This is a genomic window from Pseudomonas sp. SDO5532_S415, from assembly GCF_054071155.1.
This window is the reverse complement of record NZ_JBSVWS010000053.1, coordinates 1-21,878: the sequence shown is the minus strand read 5'-3', so window position 1 is coordinate 21,878 and position 21,878 is coordinate 1. Positions and strand designations below refer to the sequence as shown.

Genomic DNA, 21,878 nt, shown 5'->3' with positions numbered 1-21,878 from the left:
GTCCAGCGTTTTTCGCGAGCAAGCTTCGCTCCTACAGGCGCAATCGCCTCAAGAGCGCTTCTCCAAAGCCGCCTCGGCCGCTGCAATATCGGCCTGGCGCTTGACAATCATGTCCCCCACCGGCGGCCCCTGGAAGCGCCGGGCCTCAAACCCGAACCAGACAATCGCCGTCAACACCAGGAAGCCGATGGTGATGTACAACGCCCAATCGTTCGGTGGCTGAATGCCGATCACGAAGATGATCACCATCGACAACACCGAGAGCAGGGCAAACACCGTGTACCAGAAGCGCCCCATGTTCCAGGGGCCCATGGTCGGCCATTTCGAGGTGCCGTAGGCAAACAGGCCCAGCACGATGGGAATGACGAACGAGAAGAACAGGAAGATCACCGTGCAGGACACCACGATGGTGTAGACCGGCGTTTCACCGATCGATATCACGGACGATCCCCACACAAACAATACCGCCAGCGTGGCGCCGGTCCAGATGGCCGCCACCGGGCTGCGAAAGGTCGGCGAAACCGAGGCCAGTGCCTTGGAACACGGCAGGCCGCCATCACGGGAAAACGCGAAGATCATGCGTGAAACCGAGGTCACGGTGGCCAGGCCGCAGAGCACCTGCGAGACGAAAATCGCCACGAACAACGCGTCTTTGAGCAACGGGTTCACCTGGGTGTTCATGGCCCAGAAAAATACGCTCCAGCCTTGCTTGGCCGCTTCGTCCATGCTCGGCAGCATCAGCACGAAGGCGCTGAGCATGACCCAGCCGAACAGCAGCGACCAGACCACCGACATGACCATCCCGCGTGGCACCGACATGGCGGCATTGCGGGTTTCCTCGGACGTATGCGCGGAGGCGTCGTAGCCGGTGATGGTGTAGATCGGCAACAGCAGGCCGAGCATGAAGATCCAGCCGTTGGAGACCTGGGGCCAGACGCTGCCGCCGGCCTCGCCGGAATAGTTGCCGAAGGTCACCAGCCGGGAGAACTCGTAACTGGGGGCCGAAATCAGGCAGACCACGGTCAGCGCCAGTGCCGTGGCGAAGATCAGATAGCCGGAGAAGTCGGTGAGTTTCGCGGTCAGGCCGATCCCCAGGTGGTTACACAGGGCCTGGAGACCGGTGAGGATCGCCAGGAAAATCACCCGTGTCGTGGTGGTGTCTTCCATGCCCAGCGTCGGCCCGAAGGCACCGAAAAAGAAGTAATAGGTGCCGACGTTGATCGCACCGAGCACCGTCACCAGTCCCAGCAGATTGAACCAGGCCGTGAGCCAGCCGGTGAAGCGGTTGCCGAGGATCGAGCCCCAGTGATACAGCCCGCCGGCGGTGGGGTAGGCCGAGGAGATCTGCGCCATGGCCAGGGCGAACACCCCGGATATCAGGCAGCCGATCGGCCAGCCGATGCCGATCGAGGCACCGCCCGCGCCGGAGGTGCCCTGGGCGAGTGAGTTGATGCCGCCGGAGAGGATGCAGATGATCGAAAAGGAAATCGCGAAGTTGGAAAAAACGCCCATTCGTCGCGAGAGCTGCTGGGCATAGCCCATGCTGTGCAGCACCTTGACGTCCTCGTCGTGCGCGTCGGTGCCGGGCTGGCTTGCTGGGTTCATCGTTGTGTGCCCCTTCAGGTTTTGATACGCATCCATCCGGGACGCCCGGACGGCCTGGCCTTCAACCCCTTGTCGTACTGCTCCTGTTTCCAACCGGTGAAACTTGCCCGGACTAATCCTGATGCCAGTCCATTAGCCCGGGCACATACTTGTGGCGAGGGGATTTATCCCCGTTGGACTGCGCAGCAGTCCCATTTTTTTGGGGTCGCTTCGCAACCCAACGGGGATAAATCCCCTCGCCACAATGTAATCATCGCGGTTCTACAAGCGGCCGTGATACGCCGCTTCGAATATTTCCGCCACGCCGGCCCGGGTCAGCGGCAGCGGGTTGCCACCGGCGGACGGGTCGACAATCGCCATGTCGGCGATCAGGTCTGCCTGCTTGTCATCCACCCCCAGTTCAAACAGCGTATGCGGCACGGCGATGTCCTTGCGCAATTTGAGGACGAAGGCCAGGAAGCTGTCGAAGCCCGGGGAGGGCAGATGCAAGTAAGCCGCCAGGCGCGTGATGCGTTCCTCGATGGCCGGGCGATTGAATTTCAGGACATAGGGCATCAGGGTGGCGTTGGTCATGCCGTGGTGGGTGTCGTACAGCGCGCCGATCGGATGCGCCAGGGCGTGCATGCCCCCCAGGCCTTTCTGGAAAGCGGTGGCGCCCATCGCCGCGGCGGCGAGCATCTGCCCGCGCGCATCGAGGTCGGACGGAGTGTGCACCGCGCGCACCAGTGCATTGGCTACCAGGCGCATGCCCTCGACCGCGATGCCATCGGCCATGGGATGAAACCCGGGGGCACAGTACGATTCCAGGCAGTGCGATAACGCATCCATGCCGGTTCCGGCAGTGACTTTTGCCGGCATGCCGACGGTCAGGGCCGGATCGCTGATGACCACCCGTGGCATCATTTTCGGGTGGAAGATGATGCGTTTGGTGTGGGTGCGATCGTCGATGATCACCGCCGCGCGGCCCACTTCGGAGCCGGTGCCGGCAGTGGTCGGCACCGCGATGACCGGGGCGATGCGGCTTTCATCGGCACGGGTCCAGTAGTCGCCGATGTCCTCGAAATCCCACACCGGCCGGGTCTGTCCGCTCATGAACGCAATGAGCTTGCCCATGTCCAGGCCACTGCCGCCGCCAAAGGCCACCACACCGTCATGGTTGCCCGCGCGCCAGGCCTCGAGCCCGCCGGCCAGGTTGGCTTCGACCGGGTTGGGTTTGAGGTCGCAAAACAGCGCTGCGCCCAGCCCCGCGTTGCGCAAGGCATCCAGCGCCGCGGTGGTGATCGGTGCGCGCGCCAGGCCACTGTCGGTCACCAGCAGCGGTCGCTGGATACCCTGGTTGCGACAGACCTCGGCCAGTTCGCTGATGCGGCCGACACCGAAGCGAATGCTCGTGGGGTAGTTCCAGTTTCCCGTCAGGCTCATGGCTCAATCTCGTGGCGCAAATGGAAGGATTTGGCTCGGGTCAGGTGTTCGTAACCCAGACGCGACAGCGTCACGCCGCGCCCGCTGTTCTTCACGCCGGTCCAGGCCAGTGCCGGGTCGAGGTAATCGCAGCGATTCATGAACACGGTGCCGGTCTCGATCTCGTTGCCCAGGCGTTCGGCGGCGGCGAGATCCCGGGTCCAGATCGAGGCGCTGAGCCCGAACTCACTGTCGTTCATCAAGGCGATGGCTTGGTCATCGCTGGCCACCGGCATGATGCCGACCACCGGGCCGAAGCTTTCATCACGCATGACTGACATTTGATGGGTCACGTCGACCAATACTTGCGGTGCGAGGTAGGCGCTGCCCGGTACATCAACGGCAAAGTCTTGTGGACCGATCAGTGCCTTGGCGCCCTGGCTCAGTGCGGCGGCAATCTGGTCACGGACAAAATCAGCAGCCTGCGGACTCACCAGCGGACCGAGGGTGGTGGCTTCGTCCAGCGGATTGCCCAACACGTACTGGCGGGTGAGGGCGGCGAAACGCTCGACAAACGCCGGGTAGAGGCCTTGATCGACATAGATGCGCTCCACCGCGCAGCAGCTCTGCCCGGAGTTGAAGAAGCTGCCGTCCACCAGGTTTTCCACGGCGTGGTCGAGGTTGGCGTCGGCGCGAACGTAAGCCGGATCCTTGCCGCCGAGTTCCAGGCCCATGCCGAGAAAGCGTCCGGTGGCAGCGCTTTCCATGGTTCTGCCGCCGCCCACCGAACCGGTGAAGTTCACCTGCTGTACGCGCGCAGAAGCAATGATCCTGCCCGTCTGCTCATGGTCGAGTACCAGGTTCTGAAACAGCCCTTCCGGCAGATGGGCGCGGCGAAAGGCTTCGGCGAAACGTTCGCCCACCAGCAGTGTTTGCGAAGCGTGCTTGAGGATGACGCTGTTGCCGGCCATCAGCGCCGGAATGATCGTGTTGACGGCGGTCAGATAGGGGTAGTTCCACGGGGCGATCACCAGCACCGTGCCCAGCGGTTCGCGTTTGATATGCCGGCGAGAACCGTAGATGGGCGCGGGTTCGACAGTGGCCAATGCCTCAGGCGCAATGGCAATCATGTGCCGCGCACGTTCGTCAAAACCACGCAGTTCACCGGCGCCATAGCGCACCGGGCGGCCCATCTGCCAAGCCAGTTCCGGGGCTATTTCATCCTTCATGGCCAGCATCGCGTCCGCTGCGGCATTGCAAAAAGCCGCGCGTTCGCCCAGTGGTCGGCGTTTCCATTGCGCCTGGGCGTTTGCGGCGGCATCCAGCGCCTTGTCGAGCTGGGCCGCATCGGCGCAGGGGCGTTCGGCGTAGACCCGGCCATCGACCGGGGAGATGAGTTGAATCGTCGAGGTCATGGTGCTCTCAGTAGCGCTCGAAGCCGCGCTGCAGTTCCCAATCGGTGATCCGCCGGTCGTACTCTTTCTGTTCCCACTCGGCGGTGTGCACGTAGTGGTCGATGACTTCATCACCGAACGCCTCGCGCAACATGCTCGAACCCTTGAGCGCGGCGCAGGCATCACGCAGGGTCTTGGAGACTTCGGGCAAGTGCTCGTCGACGTAGGCATCGCCCTCGTAAGGCGGGTCGAGGCTGAGCTTTTCGTCGATCCCCGTCAGCCCTGCGGCGATCAGCGCGGCGAAGGCCAGATAGGGGTTGAGGTCGGCGCCGCCAATGCGGCATTCAATGCGGATCGACTTGCTTTCTTCGGCGCACAAACGGAAGCCGGCGGTGCGGTTGTCGCGGCTCCACACCGCGCGGGTCGGGGCGAAGGTGCCGGCCTGGAAGCGCTTGTAGGAGTTGATATAAGGCGCGAGAAAACAGGTGATGTCGTTGGCGTACTTGAGCTGTCCGGCCACCCAGGAACGCATCAGTTTCGACATGCCGAACTCGGCTTTGGCGTCGTAAAACAGCGGCTTTTTCGCGTTTTTGTCCCACAGCGAATTGTGGATATGGCTGCTGGAACCGGCGGCGTCGTAACGCCACTTGGCCATGAAGGTGATCGCCTTGCCTTGCAGTTGCGCAATCTCCTTGCAGGCATGCTTGATGATGACGTGGTGGTCGGCCATGGTCATGGCATCGGCGTAGCGGATGTTGATCTCTTCCTGGCCCGGCCCCCATTCGCCCTTGGAGTTCTCCACCGGGATGCCGCTGGCCTGCAGATGCTTGCGGATCGCCCGCAGCACCGGCTCTTCGCGGGTGGTCTGCAGGATGTTGTAGTCCTCGATGTAGTGACCGGCGGTTTTCGGCTTGTGGTAATTGCGCTTGTGAATGGCCTCGTAACTCTCGTCGAACAGGTAGAACTCCAGTTCCGAGGCGAACATGCCGGTGTAGCCACGCTCACGCAGGCGCTCGACCTGTTTTTTCAGAATCGCCCGCGGGCTGTGGGGCAAGTCACGGCGATGGTGATGGTCGAGCACATCGCACAGCACCAGGGCCGTGCATTCAAGCCAGGGCACCTTGCGCAAGGTGCGCATGTCGGGTTTGAGAACAAAGTCGCCGTAGCCCTTGCTCCAGCTGGCGGCGGCGTAGCCCGGCACCGGCTCCATGTCGATGTCGTCGGCCAACAGGTAGTTGCAGCAGTGGGTTTCTTCATGGCCGCTGTCGATGAAAAACTCGACCTGAAATCGCTTGCCGACCAATCGCCCCTGCATGTCGACCATGCACACCAGGACTGTATCGATTTCGCCAGAAGCGGCGGCACGCTTGAGTTCGTCAAAACTGAGGAAAGGCTCGGGCATCACGGCAAGTCCTGCGCAATTTGTGTGGGCCTGTCTGAAATAGCTGTTGCAGACGCTCTCCAGAAACCACCCAAAACCTGCAGATGCGAGCATCGTGAGCAATAAGCTGCACTAAGCTTAGCCTACTGTCGCTTTTCGCAAGTTTTCGCGCATCGAGGCCTTGCGGGTCGGGCAGAACGGGACCGGGAAAGTGCCCATGGGCGCCGGCCGGTGCAGGCTCGCGGAGGAAAGAAAATGGCGAAGAAAAGAGCGTACAAAACCTACGGAAACCTCAAAGGTCAGTACCCGAATTATCTGGACGCGGTGGAGGCCCTGGGGACGGCGGTACGTCATGCCGGGCCCTTGAAAGAGAAGATGGTCCAGTTGATCCAGCTCGGCGCCGCGGCGGCCATTCGCTCCGAAGGCGCCGTGCACAGCCATACCCGACGGGCACTGGAGGCCGGTGCCACGCCGGAGCAGATCCGTCACGCACTGATCTCGCTGACCAGCACCATCGGTTTCCCGACGGTGGTAGCGGCGATCAGTTGGGCGGACGATGTGATGGGGGAGGGGCTGTAACGACCTTCAGCAGGTGATTCGATTCTCCTGCCTGAACGCCACCCGCAATTGCTCGATAATCTGCTCGATCGAAGGCCCCTGAATGCTGGGCGGCTCCGGGCTCTCGCCAAATTCGCGCCAGATGAACAGGGTCAATTCCGCGCCATCGGTCAGGGTATGAGCGTCGACACCCGCGCCGAAGTTCTTCAGCACCCGGTACCGCTCATCCTGGCAGAACAGATCCTCGACCCAGTGATACACCGGGATGAAGTGGAAATGGATGGGGAAGCGTGGGTCATGGCCGAATCGGCTGATGTAGAGCCACTTCGGTTGCAGCTCCGATTGCATGGTTTTCTGGACTCGGGCGAGCAGAGTCCCCATCTCGCCCAGTGCGTTGTCGGGAAGGTCGGACAATGAACGGACAGGGTGCCTCGTCCCCAGCACCAGATAGCCCGGGAGCTTGGACGACATGTGATGATTGAGTATCCAGTGAGTGGTTTCATGGATGATGAAGCGTGGTGCTATGTCCATCGTTGGGTGTCCGTTGTCGAAGCGGGTAGGGAGAATGAGAAAGTCGCGCCGCCGTTTGGCTGACTGTCTGCCCAGATGCGTCCACCATGCAACTCTATTATTGAGCGGCAGATGGATAAACCGATTCCCATACCCTCTTCTTTGGTCGTGAAAAACGCATCAAACAGCAACGCAAGGTGTTTTTGGTCAATCCCTGGGCCGTTATCGTGCACCTCCACCACCGCAAGACTCTCTTTCGCATGAATGCGCACGTGCAGCTCCCTGGGCAAATCCTTGTGGCCGATCATGGCCTGCAGGCTGTTCATGATCAGGTTGATCACCACCTGCTGGAGCTGGATTCGATCGCCCGACACCTTGGGCGAACAGCTTTCGACCTTGCGCGACAATTGCACCTGATGGCTCTGGATTTCCCGGTCAAGCAGGGCAAGTGAGTCTGCTACTACCGATTCTAGATCCAGTTCTTCGTAGTGCGAATCGCTTTTGCGGGTAAGGTCGCGAATTCGCCTGATGACCTCGCTCGCCCGGCGTGCATTGCTGGCTGCCCGGTGAATGGCGGCACGGGCTTCATCGAGGTCGGGTAACGGGCGATCGAGCCAGCGGTGGGCCGCTTCGGCACTGGAGGTGATCGCGGCCAGCGGCTGATTCACCTCGTGGGCGATGGAGGCTGCCATCTCGCCCAGGGTGGTATTTCGGCTGATGTGCGCCAGTTCGATTTGCGCGCGATGCAACTGCGCTTCGACATCATGGGTATGGGCTAACAAGCTCAATTGTTCCTGTAATTCATCACTGGTACGCCGGTTCTTCAAGGCCAGCCAGGTCGCCATGCCGATCGCCGTCAAGCTGACCAGGCAACGCGCCAGGGCGGTGCTGAATGGATGATCGAGGTGGGACAGGAAGAAGCCCGCCAGTGTCAGCGCACCGCAAGTCAGGGCAACCCGGCGCAACCCGCCAATGGAGCATGAGCCCATGGCGATCATGATGACCAGGACGTACAGGACCGCCACCGCGATATCCAGTTCTGTGAGGGTGTCGACGACGAAAATCGCGAGCGTGGTTGCCCACAGTCCCAGACACTTGGCTCTGGAACGCAAGGCGCCGGACATGACGTTCACCATGATCCGGTACCTGCGATTGGGTCGCGTCGCGATAACAAGGTCAACCCTTGATGAACGCCAGAAGGTCGCGGTTAATGACCTCGGCATGGGTGGTGCACATGCCGTGGGGCAGGCCGGGATAGGTTTTCAGCGTGCCATGCTTGAGCAGCTTGATCGACAAGTGTGCCGAGTCGGCGATCGGTACGATCTGGTCGTCTTCGCCGTGCAGTACCAGGGTCGGCACATCGATGTTCTTCAGGTCATCGGTGAAGTCGGTTTCCGAGAAGGCTTTGATGCAGTCGTACTGCGCCTTGATCCCACCGTTCATGCCCTGGCGCCACCAGTTGTCGATGACGGCTTCGGAGACATGGGCGTTGGTGCGATTGAAGCCATAGAACGGCCCGGTGGGAAAATCCCGGTAAAACTGTGCGCGATTGTCGGCCACGGCTTTTCGCAAACCGTCGAAGACTTCCAGAGGCAGGCCTCCCGGATTGTTCGTGGTGCGCAGCATGATCGGCGGCACGGCCCCGATCAGCACCGCTTTGGCTACGCGACCCCGGCCATGTTTGGCTACATAACGGGCCACTTCACCGCCACCGGTGGAGTGGCCGACATGCACGGCATTCCTGATGTCGAGGTACGCCATCAGCTCGGCGACGTCGGCGGCGTAAGTGTCCATTTCGTTGCCGCTGGCGGTTTGGGTCGAGCGACCGTGACCACGGCGATCATGGGCGATGACGCGGAAGCCCTGGCTGAGGAAAAACAGCATTTGCGTATCCCAGTCGTCGCTGGACAGCGGCCAGCCATGGTGGAATACGATCGGTTGTCCGCTGCCCCAGTCCTTGTAGAAAATTCGCGTGCCGTCCTTGACTGTGATCATGCCCGAGCCTTTGCCCTTGCCGCTGGTCTTGCCAACCGCAGGCGTGGCCGCGGGTGCCTGCTGTGCTGCCAGCGCCGGGACCGTCACGGCCAGTGCCGCGGCTACCATGGCACCGCTGGTCATCAAGGCGCGACGGGTGGTTCCGCTTGTCTCATCAGTCATTTTTTCAATACTCATGTGCGTGCTGTGGTTAGCGCTTGGCGCGGTCCAGGGCACTCAGTCCGGCGACGGCACCGATTCCCTTGTCGTGGGGAATTTATGGACAAAGACGCGCGCTGACCACCAGACATGGGTGTCTGCCATTAACGCTTTGGTATAGACGCGATACACAGATCCCCTGTGAGAGCGAGCACGCTCGCTCTCACAGACGATGGTTTATTTACAGGACCAACGGCAGTAGATTAGGCAGCGGTTTGCCGACCCCCCAGCCTCACAACAAGGAAGAATCATGAACGTCAACTCATCCTCGTCCTCATCCAGCGCCTTGATCGCCGCCTATTCCTCTGCCGCCAACACCAGGGGTGCCGATGGCAGGGGCAATGTCGCCGACAGCGATCAGCCGACGGACAAAACGCAGAATGAGGATTCGGTGAGTTTGTCCGGCACGGCCACCGATTACAGTGATTCGATCGCCAGCAACGCGCCGTATTTTCCGGTGCGGCCGGGGATGAACGCCGACGCGCTTATTCTGGGTGTCGCCAAACCCGGGGCGATTTCCAGTTCCAGGGACAAGACCTTTGCCGACGTTGCCATCGATGCCCGCAAGCGCATGGATGAAAAATACGCGCTGATGAAGGACAGCGGTAAGCCGTACGACAACAGCATTCAGGATCGCAATGCGCTGATGGGCGATCTGGATCGACGTTCGCTGTACGCCGTCGCCACCAACGAAGGCGGCACGTTCACCAAGGAAGAGCAGACCGCGGCGCAAGACCTGATGCGCCAGCAGGCGCAACTGGCCACCGGTTACTACGTCGGGCCGGAGGATCAAAAGAAGAATTGGCGAGATCCGTTCGCCAACGACCCGGTCGGTCGCGCCAAGGCGGCCCTGAACTTCCTGGACAACATGAGTCCCGAAGAGAAATCAACGCCGCAATGGTTGTCCCAGCGCGCGACCATCCAAACCGCACTGGACCAGGCCACCGCCGCCGACCCGGTAGAACTGGCGAAGAAAAAACAACTGTACTTCCCGATCCTGGCCGAGATTCTGCAGAACGGCACCCGTTGGTTCGACAAGAAAGAGTCGGACGAAAACAAGTCCAGTGAGTTGCTGAACAGGCTTCAGGCGGTGGTTCAATCCGAACGATAACGCATTAAATACCTGTAGGAGCGAGCTCTGCTCGCGATGGTCGTCAACGATAACGCGTGCTGCCTGAATGACCGCGTTGTCCGGACGTTTTTCGCGAGCAGGGCTCGCTCCCACAGGTATGCAACACGCCGGTCAGTCAGGGAAGGAGGGGGGACCCGGGCCGGCGATCCTCACGATGCCAAGATTACCGACCCCAGACCTTGAAACATTTTTAAATACTTCAACATATTTTTAGTTGTACGACGTCGTATCAATTATGGTCGACTGCGCCGGTTCTCAAAAATACAATAATGGAGATACCGTCTATGACCAGCGTCCCATCCGCTGTTCCCCAATCTGCGGCACCCACCCAAAGCCGTCTCGCCCGAACACTCAAGCTGCTTGGCCCGGGCATCATTGCCGTGCTGTCCTGGCTGGGCGCAGGTGACCTGATCACGTCCTCGGTCGCCGGAGCCAATTACGGCTACGCGATGATGTGGGTGCTGGCAGTCTCTCTGCTCTTGAGATATTTGATCGTCAACATCATTGCGCGCTTCCAGCTGTGCAATAACCAGGGCATGACGATCCTGCAAGGCTATGCCCAGCTCCATCCGGTTTTTGCCTGGTTCATGCTCGGTTATGCCTTGCTGATGGGGCACTTGATGAACGCCTACATGATCAAGGGGGCGGGCGAGTCCCTGGCCATGTTGCTGAAGGTCGACTATCCGCTGCTTTGTTCCGTGGCGGTGGTGCTGGCGGTCTGGTTGCTGGTCGGTCGCAATATCTATTCGATGATCGAAGGCGTCATGAAGGTGTTGCTGGCGATCATGACCCTGGCGTTTATTGCCCTGGCCGTGATGTCCGGTCCCGATGTCGCCGGCATCATCAAAGGCACCATCGGTTTCAGCATTCCGCCCGATGAAGGTGTGCATGGTGCACTGCTGGTCGCGGTGTCGGTCATCGGCGCGGTTGCCGGTTCGATCGCCAACTTTGTTCACCCCTACGTCATGCGTCAAAAGGGTTGGGTCGGGCCTGAACACAAGCGTATTCAGCGTAACGACCTGCTGTTTGCGGTGTTTGTCGGGATCGTCATCAACCTGGCCATCTGGATCGTTGGCGCGGAGATCCTGCGACCGAACGGCATTGAAGTCAAAACCCTGGGCGACCTGGGCAAAGCGCTGGAAATCTTCTTTGGCCCGATCGGTTGGTACGTCTTTTTCATCGGCGTATTCGCGACCCTGTTCGCCAGTATTTCGGGCAAGACCACAGCTTTCCCGATGCTCATTACCGATGCGTTGCAACACGTCAGCCCCAAGCGCCGCGAACGTTACGGCAAAGAGTTCCACCATGACCCGATGCACAAGTGGTTCATGCTGTTCATTCTGGTGACCCCGCTGATCTGGTCGCTCCCGGGCATGCCGGATTTCGTGACGCTGACCATCGGTGTGAGTGCACTGAACATCATCGGCTTGCCGGTCATCTCCCTGGGCTTGCTGATCATGTCCAACCAGAAGTCATTGCTCGGCAAGCAATACCGCAACAACCTGTTTGAGAACATCGCACTGCTTTTCGCCACGGGCCTGGCGCTGTGGGTCGCGTTCCAATTGGGCGTCGATCTGTTCGCCTGACATCCGGCTGCGTTTGTGTAACCACCGCGGTGTTCGATCACCGCGGTGCTTCAACCCCGCACAGCCCGAGAGCGCCAGACCATCATCTTCTCGACCTGCATGTCCTTCATGGTGTGCGGGATCCCGCCCACGCCATGCCCGGACAGACTCGCCCCGGCGAACGGCATCCAGTCGACGCGGAACGTGGTGCTTTCATTGACCATCACCGCCGTGGCGTTCAGGTCCTGGTAGCACTGCATGGCGGTGTCCAAGTCTTGTGTGAATACCGCGGCCTGGAAGGCATAGGGCAGGGCATTGGCCAACTGGATTGCCTCTGCCAGTTCATCGTAGGCGTATACCGCCACCACCGGGCCAAACACTTCCTTTTGCATCACGCTCGAATTGATGGACGGATTCAGCAGCACGGTAGGCGCATAGCAGTTGTTGCCCAATGTGCGACCGCCCGAGATGAGGCGGGCGCCACTGGCGACAGCTTCATTGACCCACTGGCCCACGCGGTTCATTTCCCGTTCAGTGATCAATGGACCGACATCGGTATACGGATCGGTCGGATCACCGACCACCATGGCGTCGCCCAGCTGGCCCAGACGCTCGGCGACCTGCTCGGCGATGCTGCTGTGGCAGAACACCCGTTGCACGCTCACACAGACTTGGCCGGCATGGAAGAAACCACCGCGGGCGATGCGTGGCAGTGCGTCTTCAAGATCGGCATCAGCCGCCAGCACCACCGGCGCCGCACCGCCGTGCTCCAGCGCGCAGCGGGTGCCCGGTGCCAGGGTCGAGCGCAACATCCAGCCCACCGCCGCCGAGCCGATGAAACTGAAGAAACCCACCCGTGGATCGGACACCAGTTTGCCGGTAATGGCATTGTCGGTCGGCAGCACCCTTTGCGCCCAACCCTGGGGCAGACCCGCCTCGATCAGGATATCGACCAGCGTCTGGCAACTGAGCGGGGTGTTGGTTGCCGGCTTGACGATCACCGGTGCGCCGACGGCGATGGCCGGTATCACCTGGTGCACGATCAGGTTGAACGGATGGTTGAACGCGGAGACGGCCACGACCACGCCGATCGGCTCGAATTGGGTGAACGCCACGCGGTTCGCCGAAGCGGCATTCAGGCCCATGGGGATCACATGGCCGCCCTCGGAGCGCAACACCTCGATGCTGTTGAAGATGCCATCGATGCCGCGCTCGACTTCGGCGATCGAGTCTTTCAGCGGCTTGCCGCCTTCGCTGGCCGCTTGAGTGGCAATCTTGATTTTGCGTTCGCCGATCAACTCGGCTGCACGGTGCAGGATTTCAATGCGACGCGGCTTGGACAACCACTGGCTGCGATCGCGGAAGAGGCCGTGGGCGACACTCAACGCCTGCTCGACATCGGCCTCGGTGGAAATCGCCACATGACCGATCACCGCACCGTTATAAGGCGCGTGCACAGCCAGGGTTTGTTCAGACATGGGACTTACCTCGAATCTTACATTGACGGATTGCCGTTTCAGCGAGCCTTGGGACGTCAAAAGATCGCAGCTTGCGGCAAGGCCTACAGGATCGGGTTTGCATACGCAAAGTGTAGGAGCTGCCGCAAGCTGCGATCTTTCGATCTGCCCAAGTGCTTGCCAGACATGGTGTCAAGGTAGTGTCGAGAGGGTGTTTGGAAAACTGAATAATTCAGAAGCTTTTGTTCTTTTTTAGAGAAGATCTCCCGGAATCACCCGTGGCGACTCCGGGAGCAGCAGGCGACGACCTTACAGGTTGTCGGCGTCGATGATGGCCTTGGCAAAGGCTTGCGGATCTTCTTGCGGCAGGTTGTGACCAATGCCGCCGGTGATCAGCCGGTATTCGTACTTGCCGGTGAAACGCTGGCGGTAGTCCTCGGCTTTCGGATGCGGTGCGCCGTTGGCGTCGCCTTCCATGGTGATAGTCGGCACGCTGATGGACGGGGCCTTGGCCAGTTTCTGTTCCAGCGGGTCGTATTTCGTTTCGCCTGGAACCATGCCCAGGCGCCAGCGGTAGTTGTAGATCGTGATGTCGACGTGATCGGGGTTGTCCAGGGCGGCGGCGCTGCGGTTGAACGTGGCGTCATCGAACGCCCATTGCGGCGAAGCCAACTGCCAGATCAACTTGGCAAACTCATGGGTATTCTTTTCATAACCCGCACGACCACGCTCGGTGGCGAAGTAGAACTGGTACCACCACTGCAATTCAGCTTTGGGCGGCAAGGGATTCTTGCCGGCGGCCTGGTTGCCGATCAGGTAGCCGCTGACCGAAACCAGCGCTTTCACCCGCTCAGGCCAGAGCGCCGAGACGATACCCGCCGTACGCGCACCCCAGTCGTAGCCGCCGAGTACGGCTTGTTTGATTTTCAAAGCGTCCATGAAATCGATGACATCGCTGGCCAGGGCGGCGGGTTGGCCATTGCGAAGGGTTTTGTCGGACAGGAAATGCGTATCGCCATAGCCCCGTGCATACGGCATCAGTACCCGGTAACCCTTCGCCGCGAGCAGTGGCGCGACCTCGTCATAGCTGTGGATGTCGTAAGGCCAGCCGTGCAGGAGAATGACCACCGGGCCATTGGCCGGGCCGGTTTCGGCATACGCCACGCTCAGCAAGCCGGCATTGATGTGTTTGAGCGGGCCGAACGGGGTGTCGGCGGTGGATGACGCACTGACGGGTGCAGGTGCTGCGGTGGCAGGGGTATTGGCCTGAGCGTTGACTGCTCCCAGCACACCCAATGTCAGAGCAAGAACGGTGGAACCCACCAGATGGCGGCGATTTTTGTCGGCGTGTTTGTTCAACAAATGCACTTTCATGGTGGAGCTCCTTTTTAAATGTAGGTCGGGCAGGGGAGGCCGTGGTTCACATTTAAGTGCAGGCAGGTATCCGGGCTATTTCAGAAAGGCGTGCGGGTGAAGCGTTTTGTATCGTGGGGAAGTGTAGATACATTTCGATACAGGGCGGGGAAGGTTGTAGGAGCGAGCTCTGCTCGCGATGGACGTCAACGATAACGCGGGCTGCCTGGATGATCGCGTTGCCTGGACGTTTATCGCGAGCAAGCTCGCTCCTACAGAGGAATGTCGGGTTTGTCCGTTAGGCGCTATCTACTGGCTTACTAGCGTTAGTCGGCAACCGTGTGGCGGAGTAGAGTCGTGGCCACACCCCTGGCAAACCCGGATGATCCCGATGACTCGCCCTCGCTTCCTGCCCGACAACTTCACCCTGACCCTGATCGGCGTGGTGCTTCTCGCCAGTTTGCTGCCTGCCAGCGGGCAGGTGGCGGTGGGCTTTGGCTGGCTGACCAACGTCGCCATTGCGCTGCTGTTTTTCCTGCATGGCGCCAAGCTGTCCCGCGAATCGATCATCGCCGGCGCCGGCCACTGGCGCTTGCATCTGCTGGTGTTCAGCCTGACCTTCTTGCTGTTCCCGCTGATCGGGCTGGCGCTCAAGCCGGTGCTGTCACCGATGATCGGCGCCGACCTGTACATGGGCATGCTCTACCTCTGCGCGCTGCCCGCCACGGTGCAGTCGGCGATTGCCTTCACGTCCCTGGCCCGGGGCAACGTGCCGGCGGCGATTTGTAGCGCGGCAGCCTCCAGTCTGTTCGGTATTTTTCTCACGCCGCTGCTGGTGACCCTGCTGCTGAATGTGCACGGCGAAGGCGGTTCGACCCTCGATGCCATCGTGAAAATCAGCGTGCAGTTGTTGCTGCCGTTCATTGCCGGGCAGATCGCGCGACGCTGGATCGGCGCGTGGGTGGGGCGTAACAAGAATTGGCTGAAGTTCGTTGATCAGGGGTCGATTCTGCTGGTGGTCTATGGCGCGTTCAGCGAAGCGGTGAACGAAGGCATCTGGCACCAGATTCCGTTGCGGGACCTGGCGGGGCTGGTAGTCGCCTGCTGCGTGGTACTGGGTCTGGTATTGGTGGCCTCCACCGTGCTGGGCAAACTCTTCGGCTTCAATCAGGAAGACCGCATCACCATTCTGTTCTGCGGTTCGAAGAAAAGCCTGGCCACGGGTGTGCCGATGGCCCAGGTACTGTTCGCCGGCAGCACCATCGGCGTGTTGATCCTGCCGCTGATGCTGTTCCATCAGATTCAGTTGATGGTGTGTGCAGTGTTGGCGCAGCGCTATGCAAAACGCCAGGAAACGGTGGCGCAATTGATGGGGCAGGTGGACCCTTGATGGCTGTTCATTGGATTTATGCAAACCTGGTATCGGTGCTATCCAATTAGTGCCGTTTATCAATCAATGCTCGAAGGGTAAGTTGCCGCTCGACGATTTCGAATCGAGAGCAACCCATGCCCCGGAACCTTTTGCGCAAGTACGTCCCCGCTGCCGCGAGGATGAGCACCCTCTGTTTCGCGCTCAGCGCCTGCCCGATCGTCAGTGCCAGCGAGCGCGCTCCGCTGGTCATCGAAGATCAGGGAAGCCTGTTCGCCGGCGGTGGGTTGCTCACTCAGCCGGGCACCTTTGATCCCTATAAACCGTTGCGCCCTGACGGCCAGAGCTACCACGGCGACCACGTCTATGCGTTCTACCAGATTCCGGTTGACGCCCGTCCGCTGCCAATCGTTATGTGGCACGGCGCGGGCCAATCGGCGAAATCCTGGGAAACCACGGCCGATGGCAGGGAAGGGTTCCAGAACATTTTCCTGCGTCGCGGTTTCTCCACGTACCTGATCGACCAGCCACGCCGTGGCGATGCGGGGCGCAGCCTGGTTGAGGCGACGGTCAAGCCGGCACCGGATGAGCAACTGTGGTTCAACCAGTTTCGCATCGGCCTGTGGCCCTCGACCTTCGAGGGCAGCCAGTTTCCCCGTGGACCGCAGGCGCTTGAGCAATTCTTGCGTTCAATGACGCCCAACACCGGTCCTTTTGACATCGAGGTCGTATCCGATGGCGTGTCCGCGCTATTGGACAAGACAGGGCCGGCCATCCTGTTCACCCATTCGCAGGGTGGTGGGCCCGGCTGGCTGACGGCGATCAAGAACCGCAATGTGCGGGCCATCGTCGCGTTCGAGCCTGGCAGCAGCTTCGTGTTCCCGGAAGGCGAGGTTCCCGCGCCGATTCCCAGCGCGTTCGACACGCTCTCGGCGCATGTCGTACCGACGGCGCAGTTCGAAGCCCTGACCCGCATCCCCATCCTCATCTTCTACGGCGACAACATCCCCGATAAACCCGTTCGGCTGCCGGCACAGGACAGCTGGCGTGCTCGCCTTGCGATGGCGCGGCTGTGGCGGGATGCGGTCAATCGTCATGGCGGTGACGTCAGGCTGATTCACTTGCCGGAGATCGGGATCAAGGGCAATAGCCACTTCCCGTTCTCGGACATGAACAACATCGAGATCGCGGATCTGGTTTCGGCCTTCCTCGCGGAAAAAGATCTGGATTGATCACAAGCACGGCCATGGTTGCCGTGCACCTTGCAAACAGAAAGGGGCAGGAATACTCATATGACGCGAACCACGCTGAGGGCCACTTTTCTGGCCGCCATGATCGGGATGTCGGGAGCCGAAGTTAAGGCCGAGGATTACAAGCAGAACCCCTTCACATTGACCTACGGTGGCGCGCTCACCAGGAACGAGCCAGGCAAGGTCAACATTCATCCTGTCACTTACAAACTCAATGGCCTGGATATATCCGCCAACGTTTACACCCCCGCAAACTATGACTCCGCCAAGCAATATCCGGTGGTCGTCGTGGCCCACCCCAATGGTGGGGTGAAGGAGCAGGTCGCAGGCCTGTATGCTCAGCGTCTGGCCGATCAGGGCTACATCACGATCACTGCCGATGCTGCGTTTCAGGGGGCCAGTGGCGGTCAGCCGCGCAACGTCGACAAACCTGCGTACCGCATAGAGGACATCCATGGCATGGCGGATTTTATCGCCGGCTACCCGGGCGTCGATCGTTCGCGCCTGGGCTTGCTCGGTATCTGCGGCGGTGGCGGTTATTCATTGAAGGCGGCGCAAACCGACAAGCGCTTCCAGTCCATCGCAACCCTGAGCATGTTTAACTCCGGACTGGTGCGGCGCAATGGCTACCGGGATTCGCAATTGGCCACGATCCAGCAACGCCTGGAGCAGGCATCGGCGGCCCGAGCTCAGGAGGCGGCCGGCGGGGAAATTCTCTATACCGGGGATGCCAAGCTGACGGATGAGCAAATTGCCAAGTTGCCATTTGATCTGTATCGGCAAGGTTTCGAGTACTACGGCAAGACCCATGCTCATCCCAACTCCACGTTCCGATACACCTTGAGCAGCCTTCTGGACCTGATGAGTTTCGATGCCACGGATCAGATCGAACTGATCGACAAGCCCTTGCTGATGATTGCCGGCAGCAAGGCCGACAGCCTGTACATGTCGGAGCAGGCCTTTGCCAAGGCCACAGGCACCCAGGACAAGAAACTGTTCCTGATCGATGGCGCGACGCATATCGAAACCTACTGGGTGCCTGAGTATGTGGACGTCGCCATTGGCCAGTTGAACGCGTTTTACGCCAGAACGCTCTGACTTGAAGGAACCGAGATCATGAAAAACACCCTTCTGGGTATCGCGGTGTGCGCTGCGGCGCCCTTCGCCAGTGCCGCCGGGGCTGAAGCGGGGGCCAGTGAATCCCGGGTCGCCCAGCAGATCAGCCGTGCAGGCACCCAGGCGTCGGCGGCGGGGCCGGCGGATTATTTCACCGGGCGGGTGCGGGTCGATCCCTTGTTTCCCGCCACCCGTGAAGTCAATGCATCGGGCGCTTACGTCACCTTCGAACCGGGGGCGCGTTCGGCCTGGCACACCCATCCCGCCGGCCAGCGGCTCGTAGTGGTTTCCGGTACCGGGCTGACACAGGAGTGGGGCAAGCCCGTGCAGGAAATCCGTCCGGGAGACGTGATCGTTTGTCCACCCGGGGTGAAGCATTGGCACGGTGCCGCACCCACGAGCCCCATGACTCATCTGGCCGTAACCGGTGTGATGGAAGGCAAGAGCGTCCAATGGCTGGAGAAAGTCAGCGATGATCAATACAACGCGCGCAATACCGTGGTGCCGCCTTCAATGCCAGCCGAACACCCCGTGTCCGAGGTGCTGTCCACCAAACAGCAGGCCATTCCATTGATTGCAGCCAGCATGGCCACCAGCAACCTGCCGGGGCTCAATGCTGCCTTGAATCAGGGTTTGGACGCGGGCCTGACCGTCAGCGAGGCAAAGGAAATACTGGTGCAGCTTTACGCCTACAGCGGTTTTCCACGCAGCCTCAACGCGCTCGGCGAGCTGATGAAAGTGGTGCAAACGCGCAAACACAACGGCATTGAGGACGATCCGGGGCGCGAGCCCAGGCGCGTCATTCCCACCGGTAGTGAACTGCTGGCGGTGGGCAAGGCCAACCAGACCCGCATTGCCGGCGCGCCGGTGCAGGGTCCGCTGTTCGACTTCGCCCCCGTCATCAATCAGTACCTGCAAGCGCATTTGTTCGGCGACATTTTCGAGCGCGATAACCTTGACTGGCAAAGTCGTGAATTGGCCACGGTTGCGGCGCTGGCCGTCACCCCCGGTGTGGAATCGCAACTGCGCTCGCACATGGCCGCCAGCCTGAGGGTCGGCCTGAGCCCCGGGCAATTGCGCGAACTGGCCCGGTTGCTGGCTGACCAAGGCCATACCGATGCGGCCAGGCGTGCCGGTGAGGCACTGCAAGCAACTCAGGCAAATCAATCCAAATAGCGCAAGGCTTCACGCAGCAGTGTGAAGGCCGGTGAACTCTGGCGCCGGCTCGGATAGTAGAGATGGTAGCCAGAGAACGGTTCGCACCAATCCGCCAGCACGCGAATCAATCGACCCTGGGCGACGTATTCCTGCACCAGATCTTCCGGCATATAGGCCAGCCCCAACCCCTTGAGGGCGGCCTCCAGACGCATGGCAATGTTGTTGAACACCAGTTGGCCTTCGACGCGGACTTTCAGCTCTTGCCCGTTTTTCTCGAACTCCCAGAGGAAGAGCCCACCGTAGGTGGGCATGCGCAGGGTGATGCAGTTGTGCTGCATGAGATCGCCCGGCACGACAGGTTTCGAATACCGGGCGAAATACGCTGGCGAGCCGACCACCGCCATTCGCATGTCAGGGCCAATGCGCATCGCGATCATGTCTTTGGCGACCTGCTCACCTAAACGGACGCCGGCGTCGAAGCCTTCGGCCACGATGTCGGTCAGCCCATAGTCGACGATGATTTCGATGCTGAGGTCGGGGTTGTCGGGCAGTAGCTTCCCGAGTACGGGTTGCAGGATGGTGATCGCGGAGTGCTCGCCGGCGGTGATGCGCAGTTTGCCCGCCGGCTTGTCTCGGAATTCGCTGAGCAAGGCCAGTTCTATATCGATTTCTTCGAACCTGGGAGCGATCACCCGCAGAAGCTGTTCGCCCGCTTCAGTGGCGGATACGCTACGGGTAGTGCGTGAAAGCAACCTGACGCCCAGCCGATCTTCCAGTTGACGCATGGCCCGGCTCAAGGCGGGTTGCGACATGCCGAGTCTGGCAGCGGCGCGAGTGAAACTGCGCTCCTGTGCTACAGCGGCGAAGATCGCGAGTTGGTCGTAGCTTTCAGCAGTCATTTATTCGATCCTGGTATGAACCAGTGGCGATTATGCCGATAAAGCAGGAGGTAAGCTGCCGCAAGAAACATCATTTAAAAAATCGCGCCGCCAGGTTCGTGTGTGACAAAAGGGTGGCGTCTCTGATATGGCGAAATTCACCTGTCTGTCATCGTGATGTCACCAACGTCGTGGCAGGATCCTCGCAAACCGCCCTGAGCGACCGGTGCAACGCCGTTCGCGGGCCGATGCAACTGCCAGGAATCCCTCCCATGAAAGATGACGCCTCCCTGTTTGCGGCCATTGACCTGGGCTCCAATGCGTTTCGCCTGATGATTGGCCAGTCGGTCAAACGCAACCAACAACTCATGATTCAGGAAGTGAAAACCCTGCGTGAGCCCGTGCGTTTGGCCGAGGGGTTTCAAGGCGGGGCACTGGACGAATTGGCGCTGGATCGGGGATGGCAGGCGCTGGCGCGCTTCGGCAAGAAGTTGCGCGGATTCGAAGCCGGGCGAGTGCGGGCGGTGGCGACCAGCGCCGTGCGTGAAGCCGACAATGCTCAATTATTCCTGGCCAGTGCGGAGCGCCATCTGGGGTTTCGAATCGATGTCATCTCCGGCCAGGAAGAAGCGCATCTGGTCTACGCCGGTGTTGCCCATACGATTCCGTGTCAGCAGAGCATGCGCCTGGTGGTGGATATTGGTGGCGGATCCACCGAGTTGATTCTGGGGCGCGGCGCCCGGCCACTGGTCACCGAGAGCATTGCCATCGGCAGCGGCACTTGGGGGGCGCGCTACTTTGCGGGCGGCGGCATTACCGCCCAGGCGCTGCTCGAAGCCGAGCGCGTCGCCATGCTTGAGTTTGAAAAGGTTGCGCGCCGTTATCGCACCCAGGGCTGGCAGCAGACCATCGGCTCTTCAGGCACGGCGCGCCTGCTGGCCAAAATACTCAATGCCAACGCGCTCAATGACTTCGGCCAGCGCGGAATTACCTACAGCGGCCTGCTGCGATTGTCGCTACGTCTGCTGGAAGTCGGGCATGTCAAAAAGCTGCGGCTGGCGGGCGTGCAACCCCATCGCCTGAGCATCCTGCCGGGCGGTCTGGTGCTGATGCTGGCGGCGTTCAAGGTCTTCGGCATTTCCCACATGACACCTTCGGAACCGGGGTTGCGATTCGGCGTATTGCACGGCCTGATGTCCCGGCACTGAATCTCATCAAAAACGCAAAACACTGTGGGAGCGAGCCTGCTCGCGAAGACGTCGTGCCAGACGACGTCAATGTTGAATGACCCACCGCTTTCGCGAGCAGGCTCGTTCCCACAGGAGGATTGGGTGTGCGCATGTATTTTTGCTTCGACAGATGATCAGTGTGGGAGCGAGCCTGCTCGCGAAGGCGTCGTGTCAGGCGACATCAATGTTGAGTGATCCACCGCTTTCGCGAGCAGCCTCGCTCCCACAGGAGGATTGGGTGTGCGCATGTATTTTTGCTTCGACAGATGAACAGTGTGGGAGCGAGCCTGCTCGCGAAGACGTCGTGCCAGACGACGTCAATGTTGAAT

At 60.5% G+C, this 21,878-nt stretch carries 18 protein-coding genes; 8 read left to right on the top strand and 10 right to left on the bottom strand.

The window, feature by feature from the left end; genetic code table 11:
• Positions 1 to 48: 48 nt before the first annotated feature.
• From ACW9HW_RS14415 to ACW9HW_RS14400, 4 genes are all read right to left on the bottom strand, one after another.
• Positions 49 to 1,605, bottom strand: coding sequence for an amino acid permease (locus ACW9HW_RS14415; RefSeq protein ID WP_095196196.1), 1,557 nt, complete (start codon positions 1,603 to 1,605; stop codon positions 49 to 51).
• Between the two features lie 261 nt (positions 1,606 to 1,866).
• Positions 1,867 to 3,027, bottom strand: coding sequence for an iron-containing alcohol dehydrogenase (locus ACW9HW_RS14410; RefSeq protein ID WP_095196197.1), 1,161 nt, complete (start codon positions 3,025 to 3,027; stop codon positions 1,867 to 1,869).
• Entirely contained in the window at positions 3,024 to 4,421 is a 1,398-nt protein-coding gene (locus tag ACW9HW_RS14405; protein ID WP_457400448.1) for an aldehyde dehydrogenase family protein, read from the bottom strand. The genes ACW9HW_RS14410 and ACW9HW_RS14405 overlap by 4 nt, the downstream gene beginning before the upstream one ends.
• 7 nt (positions 4,422 to 4,428) lie before the next feature.
• Positions 4,429 to 5,802: a glutamine synthetase family protein gene (locus ACW9HW_RS14400; RefSeq protein ID WP_457400446.1), complete on the bottom strand. Its 1,374-nt coding sequence runs from the start codon at positions 5,800 to 5,802 to the stop codon at positions 4,429 to 4,431.
• Positions 5,803 to 6,036: 234 nt separating this feature from the next.
• Between ACW9HW_RS14400 and ACW9HW_RS14395 the strand changes: the two genes are divergently transcribed.
• Complete coding sequence (locus ACW9HW_RS14395) at positions 6,037 to 6,360, top strand: carboxymuconolactone decarboxylase family protein (protein ID WP_095196200.1); 324 nt, start codon at positions 6,037 to 6,039, stop codon at positions 6,358 to 6,360.
• 6 nt (positions 6,361 to 6,366) lie between these two features.
• Here ACW9HW_RS14395 and ACW9HW_RS14390 read toward each other — a convergent pair whose 3' ends face one another.
• From ACW9HW_RS14390 to ACW9HW_RS14380, 3 genes are read right to left on the bottom strand one after another with little or no spacing between them, the layout of a single operon-like run.
• On the bottom strand, positions 6,367 to 6,870 hold the full coding sequence (locus tag ACW9HW_RS14390) for an HIT domain-containing protein (RefSeq protein WP_095196201.1): 504 nt from the start codon (positions 6,868 to 6,870) through the stop codon (positions 6,367 to 6,369).
• On the bottom strand, positions 6,861 to 7,985 hold the full coding sequence (locus tag ACW9HW_RS14385; protein WP_256590323.1) for a sensor histidine kinase: 1,125 nt from the start codon (positions 7,983 to 7,985) through the stop codon (positions 6,861 to 6,863). The genes ACW9HW_RS14390 and ACW9HW_RS14385 overlap by 10 nt, the downstream gene beginning before the upstream one ends.
• Before the next feature lie 40 nt (positions 7,986 to 8,025).
• Complete coding sequence (locus ACW9HW_RS14380; RefSeq protein ID WP_457400455.1) at positions 8,026 to 8,844, bottom strand: alpha/beta fold hydrolase; 819 nt, start codon at positions 8,842 to 8,844, stop codon at positions 8,026 to 8,028.
• A gap of 448 nt (positions 8,845 to 9,292) precedes the next feature.
• Here ACW9HW_RS14380 and ACW9HW_RS14375 point away from each other — a divergent pair, with 448 nt between their 5' ends.
• Positions 9,293 to 10,153, top strand: a complete 861-nt coding sequence (locus ACW9HW_RS14375; protein ID WP_457400443.1) for a hypothetical protein — start codon at positions 9,293 to 9,295, stop codon at positions 10,151 to 10,153.
• 305 nt (positions 10,154 to 10,458) lie between these two features.
• On the top strand, positions 10,459 to 11,760 hold the full coding sequence (locus ACW9HW_RS14370; RefSeq protein ID WP_457400442.1) for an Nramp family divalent metal transporter: 1,302 nt from the start codon (positions 10,459 to 10,461) through the stop codon (positions 11,758 to 11,760).
• A gap of 50 nt (positions 11,761 to 11,810) precedes the next feature.
• Here the strand turns inward: ACW9HW_RS14370 and ACW9HW_RS14365 are convergent, their stop codons facing one another.
• Both ACW9HW_RS14365 and ACW9HW_RS14360 read right to left on the bottom strand, forming a co-directional pair.
• Positions 11,811 to 13,217 carry an aldehyde dehydrogenase family protein gene (locus tag ACW9HW_RS14365; protein ID WP_457400440.1) on the bottom strand — a complete coding sequence of 469 codons (1,407 nt, stop codon included), beginning with the start codon at positions 13,215 to 13,217 and terminating at the stop codon, positions 11,811 to 11,813.
• A 288-nt stretch (positions 13,218 to 13,505) separates the two neighbouring features.
• A complete protein-coding gene (locus ACW9HW_RS14360) occupies positions 13,506 to 14,570 on the bottom strand; it encodes an alpha/beta fold hydrolase (RefSeq protein WP_457400438.1) in 1,065 nt (354 codons plus the stop codon).
• A gap of 370 nt (positions 14,571 to 14,940) precedes the next feature.
• On the opposite strand from ACW9HW_RS14360, the gene ACW9HW_RS14355 reads away from it, so the two are divergent.
• The 4 genes from ACW9HW_RS14355 (at position 14,941) to ACW9HW_RS14340 (ending at position 19,460) form a co-directional block, all read left to right on the top strand.
• Positions 14,941 to 15,939, top strand: a complete 999-nt coding sequence (locus ACW9HW_RS14355) for a bile acid:sodium symporter family protein (RefSeq protein WP_095195357.1) — start codon at positions 14,941 to 14,943, stop codon at positions 15,937 to 15,939.
• A 116-nt stretch (positions 15,940 to 16,055) separates the two neighbouring features.
• Positions 16,056 to 17,150 carry an alpha/beta hydrolase gene (locus tag ACW9HW_RS14350; protein ID WP_457400436.1) on the top strand — a complete coding sequence of 365 codons (1,095 nt, stop codon included), beginning with the start codon at positions 16,056 to 16,058 and terminating at the stop codon, positions 17,148 to 17,150.
• A gap of 60 nt (positions 17,151 to 17,210) precedes the next feature.
• Positions 17,211 to 18,266 (top strand): alpha/beta hydrolase, encoded by a 1,056-nt coding sequence (locus ACW9HW_RS14345; protein WP_457400434.1) that lies wholly within the window; start codon positions 17,211 to 17,213, stop codon positions 18,264 to 18,266.
• 18 nt (positions 18,267 to 18,284) lie between these two features.
• Complete coding sequence (locus ACW9HW_RS14340) at positions 18,285 to 19,460, top strand: (R)-mandelonitrile lyase (RefSeq protein WP_457400432.1); 1,176 nt, start codon at positions 18,285 to 18,287, stop codon at positions 19,458 to 19,460.
• Here ACW9HW_RS14340 and ACW9HW_RS14335 read toward each other — a convergent pair.
• Positions 19,448 to 20,341 carry a LysR family transcriptional regulator gene (locus ACW9HW_RS14335; RefSeq protein ID WP_095195133.1) on the bottom strand — a complete coding sequence of 298 codons (894 nt, stop codon included), beginning with the start codon at positions 20,339 to 20,341 and terminating at the stop codon, positions 19,448 to 19,450. The two genes, ACW9HW_RS14340 and ACW9HW_RS14335, sit on opposite strands and share 13 nt — an antisense overlap.
• A 251-nt stretch (positions 20,342 to 20,592) precedes the next feature.
• Between ACW9HW_RS14335 and ACW9HW_RS14330 the strand changes: the two genes are divergently transcribed.
• On the top strand, positions 20,593 to 21,528 hold the full coding sequence (locus tag ACW9HW_RS14330) for a Ppx/GppA phosphatase family protein (RefSeq protein WP_095195134.1): 936 nt from the start codon (positions 20,593 to 20,595) through the stop codon (positions 21,526 to 21,528).
• The last annotated feature ends 350 nt before the right edge of the window (positions 21,529 to 21,878 follow it).